Here is a 9,686-nt window from a genome sequence, read left to right as displayed (position 1 = left end):
CCTTCCAGCCATTATGCCTGTACTTTCTAGACACTTTCTATTTGCTTAACGTATTTGCGTCATTACAGCCGTTGAGACAGCTTACTTGTAAGCCCGCAGCTTCTAGAGGGATTCTAGTCAAAAAAAAATACCCCTGGTTGGGGGTATGTCCTATCTATTTATGACTTCTAATCCTTGGCGGGTGTAAAGATGAGTTTTGCTAGCCTAGCTCCTCGACACTCGCGGTAGAAGGGTACGTTACACCATTGTCTACTACCTGTCTGTTTGTCTGTTACGAAGAGACTCCGCTGACCGTTATGGCGGTAAAATCTACCTTGCCATTCAATCACCTCGGGAAGCCTGAGTTCGGTACACGTTATCTTTTTGAGACGCTGAGATTGATCGTGATTCTGCAATAGAATTTGCATCATTTTGATTACCCCAATTCGTCCATTAAATAGTGAGTAGCAGCAGCTATTCGCTCCGCCAATTGATAGCATTCATTGGACAATTGAGCTATCTTAGCCTTGTCAGCACGTTGACACTCCTCTAACAATGCTATTCGTTCCAAGCATTCAATCAGCTTATCTTCTGTGCTTTTAGGTTTCAGGTATAATGCTACCGCGTTTTCGATCAACTCCTGCGGTGTAATTTTCCGATGCTTTGCAGCAGACTTGATAACAACCATTGTTAGCTGTGATAAAGGCACGGAAGAAGGTGATGGGTTTCCCGGTGGTTGATTTGCCATTGATTTGTACTCTCTTATTTGATGTATTGTTCTAGTCGAGGTCGAGGAGTTACGTTGACACAGACTTTCCTAGAATGGTGGTTCCGACTCATCACAGGCATAGGTGTTGTCCGCATTCCAAAGCTCAGGGGTTTCCCAGTTCAGTGATGCCAGAAAGTCGAGTAGCGCTTCCCATTCAGTATCGAAAGGGATGCTTTCTCGATACTGAGTTGCCCAGTAATATTTCGTATTTGCCGCCAGTAAATCCCAAGAAGAGTCTAGAGATAGAATTACAGGATGAATAACCAATCCTATGGCGTCTGATTCATTGATTTGATCAACAAAGTCTTTGATGTTCACGCGGTTAAAACTCCAGTTCAGTGATTGTGTCAGTAGGTGTTTTTGATTTTTTATCAAAACCAACCGGCTTAGATTTAGTGACTTTTGGGCGACCGTTGTTAGTTGTAGCTGCAAGCCATGTTTCTACAATGTGGCGCAACAGTTCTGAGCGAGTTATTTCTCGTTCTAATGCTATCGCGGTCAAAGAATCAAAAACTGAGATACAAACATTAAAGCTTGCAACTTTTCTCAAGCGATTGTCTAACCGAGGTGTTGCCTTAGTGGCTTCAACAATCGCCTCCAGATGAGCTAGTCGCTTTAGGATATCGTCTAGTGTCAATACCGATGGTGACAACTCTTCATCGGTATTATTTGGTGCTTCACTCATCATGTAAAGGGTTTCCTGGATAGCAGAGCCTGTTAATACTCATACTCATACTCATCATCATCATTATCCTCATCATCATCGTCCTCTTTGGGCGGGACAAAAGTTTCGAGGTATTGGATGAGTGAAGCGATAGCTTCTTCCACGGTGGCAAATGTGTTGTCTACGTCTACTGGTTCAGCGCCGTCGATTGACCAGTACCAAATGACACCATATTTGTTGTTGACCGGCCTTATTGAAGTGAGATATTCAAGCTCACACCTGCTTTTTTGAGCAGCTAAGAGAGTATTGATTGATTTGCTCAGCGATTCACTCATCTGCGAGGCTCCTGTAAATAAATAAATAGTTTAAAGTCATTTCGGACTCGCTATTCTCCAAGTAGGCTCCTAAAGTAGGGAGCTACTTGGATACAATCGTAGATAGGAGGCAAGCTATTTTCTCAGACAATTGGACATTAACCGATAACAGACCTGAGGCAAACTCGTTAAATTCGGAGTCAGTCTTCAACTCTGTGGTCAAGCAGTCAAAGTAATTTGCCAGCCAGTTTAAGCGTTCTAGGGCTTCTACATTACTTGAGGAGACAAAAAACCCCAAGTATTTTTCTTGCCAAGTATCCGTAGGATTAATACCCAACTCGTTGTACATATCGATAAAAGGCTTCATTTGTTTTCGCCGATGAAACGATACACAAACTTATCGGACTCGTTCCTAAAAGGCTTAAAATTTAGTGATTTTAGGCATTCTTGAACTGCTGCTAATTTTGGACGCTCTAGAATGCCGTCTGACACCGCTGAATCAATACCTTGCTTGATTATTTTCGGAGGTATATCTAAGTTGATTACCGAGCTAAGGATTTCCCAATCAGCACGTTTTTTGCCACAATATTGCTCAATCGCTTCGATGACAATACTATCGACTATGTGAATTTTCTTTTTTGTGCTTCCGTCAAGCCAGTCGGCAACTTCGGATATTGCTGATTTAGCGTCATGCCATACCCCTGTAGTAATGCCAGTTGCAAGCAAGTCTCTCAGTAATGTCCAATGTTCTTTACTGTGTCGAGGTGGTTTTAGACTTGTTTGCAACTGCTTCCTAGTGGCAGCAAATTCATGCCAATTGCTAGGCTGCTCCCAAAAGTTTCTGATTTCCGCTGCGGGAACTGACCAATTAATAGCATCCAATTCTAGAGTGTTTTGCAAATCTTTAGTTTTTCTGGTTCTGATTACCAAGGTACGGCGCAACAACTCCTTGCTTTCGATTTGCCAAACGCTAGTAAATAATTTGGGGCAAAAAGTACGGAACTCAATGTTTTCACCTTTGCCATTGCTAATGAATTGCCTGTCGGTTTTCCGGTTGTAGCCATTTAGGAAGGCTGCCAAACAGTCGTTTGAATCAAACGTGTCAGAGTTAGTATTGTCAACCAGTAACAAGCAGTTTTTCTCGTAAGTCATTACTGTAGGGTCAACCCATCGTATGAGGTTGATGTGGTTTTTTAGACTTGCCCCCGTAGAACCCCCTGCTATCGGCTCTTGACCGCTTAGTAATTCAATGGCTAACAACATTTGAGATTTACCGGAGCCGGAATCACCCAAAAGCTGGATTACGGGAACAATGCTGCATAGCGTGGATTGCATCATTGCGAAGCTTGCAAGTAGCTTGTATTCGGCTTCGTGTAAACCTGCGGTTACGAGCCTCAGATGCCTGGTAATTGCATCACCAAGGGTTTCGTCACTTTCTGTTTCAAAATAGTTGACTCCCGATTCTGTATCAGAATGAAGCTTTCGAGCAAAATCAATCATTTCTAATTGTCGATCATTCATTGTTTATTTCCCATCAATTTTACTGTTAGCTCAATTGCTAGTTTCGTACTAAGCCCGATGTCGCTGTCCGCATCAGCCCTTATTATCAAAGCTAATTCTCCCAATGTTTGCCACTCAAATAAGCAGCTAGTCTGAGCCTTTAAAAAAGCTAATCGTGCTTGCAGTTTTTCTGCTTCTGATTCAGCTTTTGTGTAAGCACCTTTGTTATTGCTAAATTGATTTGCTCCAGCAACAAGCTTAGTCTTGTCTTCTTCGGTCAAATAGTTAAGAGCCGGCAGTGGGGATAAACTAAAAATTTTATCTTTCATTGTGCCCGCCATCGCAGAAGATGCAGCAGTATTTTGGTCAATTAATTCCCAAAAGAATGGATTAATCCACGGCAAGATTTGTCCCGTATAGCCTACTGCTGGATTTTTGACGAAGAAGTCGCTCAAGATGACGAATAAATAATTTTCATCTTTGCTGACCGCGACTTCTTCGTATTTTTTCTGTTCGACGCTATACTGCTGTTTCTTCTCTCGCTTAAACGAGAGATTGCACTTACTATTTTCAGCTTTAAAGCCTTTGTCACGGGATTCAATACCTACGCAGCTAGCGTTCAAAATCATTGTCATATCAAGTGAATCTGGCGACAATGAAACAATCATCTCGGTGACGGCAATAGTGTCAGCAACGGTTAGCCTTTCTGGGCTGACATTCAATTTTGCGGGATACTTCTCTGTTGCTGGATTGTAATAAATTGTCATGTTGTTGATGCCATGTTGTTGATGTATCCAAGTAGCTCCCTACTTTAGGAGCCTACTTGGAGAATAGAGTGAGAGAGTTTACTAGCTATTCTTGTAACTCTTCAAACACTCTTTTTTTGTGAGCTTCTGCCCCTCGGCTAGCGCATTAAGGAATGTGTCCTCAAGCGATGCTGTAACGTCACCTACTAAAAGGGCTATTCTGTGTCGAAATTCCGTTAGTCTATTGCTTTCTATTGCATCAAATACTAGCGGGACAATCAGACCTGCAATCACTTGCCGAACATATTCTTCATCGAAAACGACGATTCGTGCTTGTTGCGGTTCAGTGTGCGTGCTCTCATTCAGTAAGTGACAAACTTTGATATGCCGATAGCCGTCGGGTTCTAGCATCGTCAAATTTAGTGGGTGAGAAACTAAACGAATTTCTCTCCAGTTAAAAACTGGTACATCGGCAATTGCGGGCGCTGCGGTGTCATTTGTCATTGTTTTGGATACGATATTTTTCAAAGTTTTTGACTGTCTTTGTCAATTCTGCGACCGACAATGTAGGCGGACATTTTGCACCAAATAAGCGTTGAGGCTTTTCCGTGACTATCAGTAATTGTGCTGCGATAGAAGGGTGCAGAAGCTCCAATACTTTCAATTTGCAGCGTGCTTCTGGTGTTAAGAATCCCTTGGCTTCTACATAAAAGAAGTTATAAACAAGGAAGTCGCACACATATGTTAGGCGCCCTGTATTTCCCGTCGTATCTTTAAGGATAATTTTGGATTGAAGTCCAACATTATCAACACCAACCATCTGGACTAATTCGCGATAAACCCTGTATTCCCATTTACTGGCAAATCGGACAATATGCTTAGCCAGAGCGCCCGTAGTTGGGCGTTGATCTAAAACAATTCCAGCTTTAGTGCAGTAGTAGATAGAGGTGTTGTTGAATTTAGATTTTGAAGTATTAGCAATAATGTTTCTCCAATCCAGTTCGATTTGCTCGATGAAATGCGATATTAGTTTCATCAAAGAAATCGAACTGGATTGTTACAGTTCGTTACAATTAAGGCGTAGCCAATGTAACGCAAAACGTACTACGTACTTATGAAAAACTTTGTAAAGCTTGATGTACCGTACCTTTCACAATTGGACAACAAACGTAACCCAACTGGTAGTTGTAACGTCACTTCTGTTGCGATGTGCTTGCTGTGGGGGGGTGTGACACCACATCAGCAAGGGATACAGCTAGAAGATGAATTGTACGGATACATGGAGAAGCGACGCCTTGACAGACACTCACCACAAGATTTAGCTACTCTGGTGCGCGATTACGGCTTGAATGATAATTACACTGCTACGGCAACTATAGACGCCGTAAAGGCACATTTAAGCGAGGGTAATCCTTGTATTACGCATGGATACTTCACGGAATTTGGTCACATTATTGTGTTGACTGGTTACGACGAAAAAGGATTTTTAGTACACGACCCTTACGGTGAGTGGTTCCCAGGCGGTTATCGAACCGATTTAAGTGGTGAATACCTGCATTACAGCTACGACTTGATCGAGCGTACCTGCATACCTGATGGTTTATTCTGGGTTCACTTTATAAGCAAATAAAAATGAACCCTCTTGTATGTAAATAATTGTTACAAGGGGGTTGACACCTAATTTCAAAAATGGGACATTACAAATAACACCACACCACGCTTTTCAATCCAAAAAACATAATAAAGGGCGGTGTGAGGGAGGGAGGGAATAAATATATATATTATTCTATATATAAAATAATATATATATATTCACAAGTAGGCTCCTAAAGTAGGGAGCTACTTTGTAAAATGTAAAAGTATTAAACTTGAAACACAAAGATTTACTTTTCAGGCGGTGTGACCAACAATCCGGTTAGACTCGCTAATGATGCTAAAGCAAGCTCTAAGCATCCCGACACAGATTTACCTTGCTGGGCTAGCAGCAACACCCCAAGGCTCGAAATAATAGCTGTAGAGCCAACGCCTGTTACGACTATGCTGTACATTCTCTTATTTGTCATAGGTCTCTTCCGGTAAATCCACTGTTCTGGGCAATAAAATTATCCGTTTTATCTAGTCGCTGTTCAATATGGTTTAGTCGCTGTTCGATCAAATCAAGTGCGTGTAATATTTTTTGCGAATCAACAATCGCTTGACGCTTTGCTTGCCAAACAACGTTTAAGCCACTCAGGACGCCAGTCAAAATAGCCACGGTTGTACCTAGTAGAGCGATATCGATTTTGAGCATTATATCTTTCATGTAATTATTCCTGTATATTCGTAAACACTGACTGCAACGGTAGTTGCTACTTTAGAAAATAAATCGATTGATAGGCGGTAGTCAACAGTAAACGGAAAATGTATTATACTTAATTCGCCTGAGATTATTATTCGTTTACTGTTGACTCTAGCCAATCCGTTTCCTAGTAAGCCTGATTCTATTTGTTGATTGGCATACCCAATAGCTTGGTTTTTCCAATAATCAGCAGTAGTTGTCACCGAAAGCGCTACAACTGGTGAACTTAAAATGGTTGGGGAAAAGACTCGCGAGTAAGGTATTGTCCCGGTGGCATCAAGATTCGTTTGCCAAACAATATTCCAGTTTTCTGCTACTGCTGATATTTTAACCATGATATTAAGGTTTTACAGTAGCGAGCACTTTTCCCCGAAAAGAAAGCGTGGCATAACTACCTTTCTTGTTCAACAGCACCGCGCCCGTCCCCCCTGTGGAGAATAATGCTTTAAAAACAGTTTTTGCCTCTTTTACCGTTGGGCTTGAATCAGCACCTAACGAAAAGGGGAAACTATAACTGTTGTCTATCATGTCTACAACTCTTGTTCCCCACGGAGTATTTTTTACCGTTGGGGTTGCCTTTGCCTCGTAGATAGTTACTCGCAAAACTTGTTTATGTGCTTCTTTAAATGACCGTCGTGATACATTCAGTGGCAGCGCAGCACCAGCACTGGCAGTAAGAATACCCGCATCAGCCATGATCGAACTAATTTTTGTTGCTGTGGAAGCTAGCACTGGAATTGTAACTGTAGCGTTCTCGTCTTCAAATGAATATGCTACTAATTCTGTTTTGTCGCCCTCTGGTTTGTAGGGCTTGGATACTGTAGGCGATTTTTTCTGTGCATCCAAATAAGTCTCGCGAGCTTTTGATATTGCAGCGCGCTTTTCGAGTTGTTGCCATGTATATCGTCTAGCCATTTTTGCGTCCTTTAATTATATACAAATAGTATTACAGTAAAATTTACAATAAAATCAAGTATTATTGTAAGCAGAAACCTATTAGGTTTAGAAATATTTCACCACATTATCCTTAAACCTTATTTTATGCCCAAACAACCTGCACCTAAACCGGAGAATCTGAAACTTACCAATGAAGAGCCATCACTACTCTTTGCTATTCAGGAGCTTATTCGCACTGGGGGCATAGATTGGGACGAATGGTGGAACGAATGGAGACGGGGGATTCCAAATCGCAATCAAGCAGTTACCAATTTTAGAATATCTGATTGGGTTGAACCAAAATATTTAGAGCTTACTCAATTAGATAGTAAATCGGGTGTTCGTTACATTGAATATTTCCCAGACAGGGATAATGAATCGGAAAGTTATATTTTAGCTGGTACTACTCGCGATTTAATTGCACATATTGTTGCAATTGGGTATCAAAACGCTGCTAGCAACAATACTGTGAGTGGGAAAAATAGCAAGCCCCCGCTTAAGGGATTTCCATTAATTGAACTTTCTTTTATCAGCGAAGATAAAAAAGTTGGGAAAAAGTGGCTTCGACTTGCTGGGTTTACTGATGAAGCAAAAATTGCTCAGATTAAATTAGCCAAGCAAGTTACTCCTGCTGATATAAAACGGTGGGCGAACAAAATAAAAAACATTTTTGGCGACACTAAATATTTATGAAAAAAAGGTAAAGAGTGTTTGTCCTACTCTGGACAAATTGCCCGTCTACAAGGATTAGAGGGGTATGCTTATGTAAGGAATCAAAAAGATGGTATTGACCTATTTACGGCTATTCTGAAAATTATCGATACTATACCCGACAAAGATGGATTTAACTCTTCTGCCAGCACTTCTACAACAAAATATAAAAAAGAGAAGGAAATAATTGTTGTAGGTAAGCCTGTTAGACCTGACGAAAAAAGACCAATTGCCGATTGTTACTTTGACTCCGCCACCTTAAGACTGCCACTTATGAATAAATCCATTCCTTTGGTAAAAAAGAATGTTATTTTATATAAGTAGACTCATTTTACAAAGTAGCGCCCTACTTTAGCGCCCTACTTATATTATGGCAATAATAACACCTGGTACAGGGGCAACAATAAGCGCCACCACAATCGAAGGACAGCTTTGGCAATTGGTACACCTGTACCAAAACGCTGAACGCGCAGACACCGAATCCGTTAATAGATTTGAATCAACAAAAGATGATTCATTTGTAATGGATGGCAAATTCACCATTCCAGGTAATCTTATTTGGACTCCTGCGACAGGTACATTTACCGATGTTACCATGCCTTATCTGCCTAACACTACTTTCAATGCAGGCAACCCTTTAGGAACAATCAAATCAACCACACTGTCTCAGTATTTCATTGACGTGGTGTTATACATCATTGCTTGGCAAAACAACGGTGCTAAAAACACTCAAACATTGACTAATGTCACCTGTACTTTTAACGCAAATACACGCGTGTATTCCGGTACATTTCAACTGCCTTATATTACTACAATTGTTGCAGGTGGTAATATTTCTGAAGCAGCAACAGAATGGTTATTGACCTAGGGAGAACAGTAGATGACCCAAAAAACATACGGCGTGACGATCGAAAATTCAGCGCTCGCCTTTAGCACCGAAGGGGTTAGTCCAGGCAAATGGCTACAGGACGCTGCATCGCAAGTATGGAATGCGATAAAAAGTGGTGTACAGGCTGCATTAGACTTAGGCAACCGCATGATAGAAGGTGGTAAAGAGCTATTTTCTGCAATCATGCGGGGTGACTGGGGAATATTTGGTGACTGGCTTAAAAACGACCCGATTGGAGCTATTAGCGGTGGTGCTGCCGTTGCGGTAGCTGGTTGGTTTGTTGGTAGCGCTACAGGAATCACAGCCGTCGCTTCAGGCGGTATTGCTTCTATGTGGTCAGCATTGGGTAGTGTCAAGATTGGTGGCTTTACTTTAGGGCTAATGTTGCCTACGCTTCAGCAGGCCATTGTAGGAACTACGAATGTTTTATACAATCTTGATTGGCAGCAATCGGATGCTGCAATTATTGCAGAACTGGAGGGTATGTATCTCTCTTTCTTGAACACAGTCGGAGAGTCCACGGGCAGAATGCTTGCTGGTTTTGCACTAGGCGGGGGAAAAGGCAACCCCAAAATGACCATAAACATTACTGCCTCTGCTGCGCTGTGTATTACAGCACAACAAGCAGGTAGTGATATACAAGAAGAACTTGTCGAGGAATTAAGTCAACTTGCTAATACTTTTGTCAGGTATGCAAGAAACCTTGCAGCCAAGTTGGGTTACATGGAACTTCGCAAATGGGCAAGGAATAACGTTCGTACAGGCATCAAAGGAATCGACGACGCCATTGCTAATTGGGGGTTACAAGAGGGTCAATCATTTACCATTGCTTCTGCAATT

General features: G+C 41.6%; 18 protein-coding genes and 1 pseudogene. 5 read left to right on the top strand and 14 right to left on the bottom strand.

All coding sequences use genetic code 11. From position 1 onward, the window contains the following. Nucleotides 1–167 precede the first annotated feature (167 nt). From JGK20_RS29835 to JGK20_RS29790, 10 genes are all read right to left on the bottom strand, one after another. Nucleotides 168–410, bottom strand: coding sequence for a hypothetical protein (locus tag JGK20_RS29835; protein WP_293233181.1), 243 nt, complete (start codon nucleotides 408–410; stop codon nucleotides 168–170). Between the two features lie 5 nt (nucleotides 411–415). Next, entirely contained in the window at nucleotides 416–727 is a 312-nt protein-coding gene (locus JGK20_RS29830; protein WP_293186707.1) for a hypothetical protein, read from the bottom strand. Between the two features lie 69 nt (nucleotides 728–796). Further along, nucleotides 797–1,066, bottom strand: a complete 270-nt coding sequence (locus JGK20_RS29825) for a hypothetical protein (RefSeq protein WP_293186706.1) — start codon at nucleotides 1,064–1,066, stop codon at nucleotides 797–799. 4 nt (nucleotides 1,067–1,070) lie between these two features. Further along, nucleotides 1,071–1,436 carry a hypothetical protein gene (locus JGK20_RS29820; RefSeq protein ID WP_293186705.1) on the bottom strand — a complete coding sequence of 122 codons (366 nt, stop codon included), beginning with the start codon at nucleotides 1,434–1,436 and terminating at the stop codon, nucleotides 1,071–1,073. Between the two features lie 29 nt (nucleotides 1,437–1,465). Then, nucleotides 1,466–1,747: a hypothetical protein gene (locus JGK20_RS29815; RefSeq protein ID WP_293186704.1), complete on the bottom strand. Its 282-nt coding sequence runs from the start codon at nucleotides 1,745–1,747 to the stop codon at nucleotides 1,466–1,468. An 82-nt stretch (nucleotides 1,748–1,829) separates the two neighbouring features. Then, entirely contained in the window at nucleotides 1,830–2,093 is a 264-nt protein-coding gene (locus JGK20_RS29810; protein WP_293233179.1) for a hypothetical protein, read from the bottom strand. Continuing rightward, nucleotides 2,090–3,247 carry a hypothetical protein gene (locus JGK20_RS29805; protein WP_293233177.1) on the bottom strand — a complete coding sequence of 386 codons (1,158 nt, stop codon included), beginning with the start codon at nucleotides 3,245–3,247 and terminating at the stop codon, nucleotides 2,090–2,092. Before JGK20_RS29805 ends, JGK20_RS29810 begins: the two co-directional genes overlap by 4 nt. Further along, nucleotides 3,244–3,993 (bottom strand): hypothetical protein, encoded by a 750-nt coding sequence (locus JGK20_RS29800; RefSeq protein WP_293199103.1) that lies wholly within the window; start codon nucleotides 3,991–3,993, stop codon nucleotides 3,244–3,246. The genes JGK20_RS29805 and JGK20_RS29800 overlap by 4 nt, the downstream gene beginning before the upstream one ends. Nucleotides 3,994–4,074: 81 nt before the next feature. Beyond that, nucleotides 4,075–4,476 (bottom strand): hypothetical protein, encoded by a 402-nt coding sequence (locus JGK20_RS29795; RefSeq protein WP_293199100.1) that lies wholly within the window; start codon nucleotides 4,474–4,476, stop codon nucleotides 4,075–4,077. Further along, on the bottom strand, nucleotides 4,466–5,011 hold the full coding sequence (locus tag JGK20_RS29790; protein ID WP_293233175.1) for a hypothetical protein: 546 nt from the start codon (nucleotides 5,009–5,011) through the stop codon (nucleotides 4,466–4,468). Before JGK20_RS29790 ends, JGK20_RS29795 begins: the two co-directional genes overlap by 11 nt. A gap of 90 nt (nucleotides 5,012–5,101) precedes the next feature. On the opposite strand from JGK20_RS29790, the pseudogene JGK20_RS29785 reads away from it, so the two are divergent. After that, nucleotides 5,102–5,602: pseudogene (locus JGK20_RS29785) on the top strand (C39 family peptidase); the annotation flags it as partial. Between the two features lie 253 nt (nucleotides 5,603–5,855). Here the strand turns inward: JGK20_RS29785 and JGK20_RS29780 are convergent. From JGK20_RS29780 to JGK20_RS29765, 4 genes are read right to left on the bottom strand one after another with little or no spacing between them, the layout of a single operon-like run. Continuing rightward, the gene (locus JGK20_RS29780; RefSeq protein WP_293233173.1) at nucleotides 5,856–6,035 is read right to left on the bottom strand and encodes a hypothetical protein; all 180 of its coding nucleotides are present in this window, start codon (nucleotides 6,033–6,035) and stop codon (nucleotides 5,856–5,858) included. Next, nucleotides 6,032–6,274, bottom strand: a complete 243-nt coding sequence (locus JGK20_RS29775) for a hypothetical protein (RefSeq protein WP_293190267.1) — start codon at nucleotides 6,272–6,274, stop codon at nucleotides 6,032–6,034. Before JGK20_RS29775 ends, JGK20_RS29780 begins: the two co-directional genes overlap by 4 nt. Continuing rightward, nucleotides 6,271–6,645, bottom strand: coding sequence for a hypothetical protein (locus tag JGK20_RS29770; protein WP_293190266.1), 375 nt, complete (start codon nucleotides 6,643–6,645; stop codon nucleotides 6,271–6,273). The genes JGK20_RS29775 and JGK20_RS29770 overlap by 4 nt, the downstream gene beginning before the upstream one ends. A gap of 4 nt (nucleotides 6,646–6,649) precedes the next feature. After that, complete coding sequence (locus JGK20_RS29765) at nucleotides 6,650–7,156, bottom strand: hypothetical protein (RefSeq protein ID WP_293233171.1); 507 nt, start codon at nucleotides 7,154–7,156, stop codon at nucleotides 6,650–6,652. A 195-nt stretch (nucleotides 7,157–7,351) separates the two neighbouring features. On the opposite strand from JGK20_RS29765, the gene JGK20_RS29760 reads away from it, so the two are divergent. The 4 genes from JGK20_RS29760 to JGK20_RS29745 all read left to right on the top strand — a co-directional run. Then, the gene (locus JGK20_RS29760; RefSeq protein ID WP_293233169.1) at nucleotides 7,352–7,939 is read left to right on the top strand and encodes a hypothetical protein; all 588 of its coding nucleotides are present in this window, start codon (nucleotides 7,352–7,354) and stop codon (nucleotides 7,937–7,939) included. Between the two features lie 18 nt (nucleotides 7,940–7,957). Further along, the gene (locus JGK20_RS29755; protein ID WP_293233167.1) at nucleotides 7,958–8,281 is read left to right on the top strand and encodes a hypothetical protein; all 324 of its coding nucleotides are present in this window, start codon (nucleotides 7,958–7,960) and stop codon (nucleotides 8,279–8,281) included. Between the two features lie 46 nt (nucleotides 8,282–8,327). After that, nucleotides 8,328–8,825, top strand: coding sequence for a hypothetical protein (locus JGK20_RS29750; RefSeq protein ID WP_293233165.1), 498 nt, complete (start codon nucleotides 8,328–8,330; stop codon nucleotides 8,823–8,825). A 12-nt stretch (nucleotides 8,826–8,837) separates the two neighbouring features. Beyond that, nucleotides 8,838–9,686 (top strand): hypothetical protein (locus JGK20_RS29745; protein ID WP_293233163.1); only part of this gene is annotated, 849 nt, incomplete at its 3' end.

The organism is Microcoleus sp. PH2017_05_CCC_O_A (assembly GCF_020738785.1).
GTDB lineage: Bacteria > Cyanobacteriota > Cyanobacteriia > Cyanobacteriales > Microcoleaceae > Microcoleus.
The sequence above is the reverse complement of the archived record's forward strand: the minus strand, read 5'-3'. Positions and strand labels throughout refer to the sequence as shown.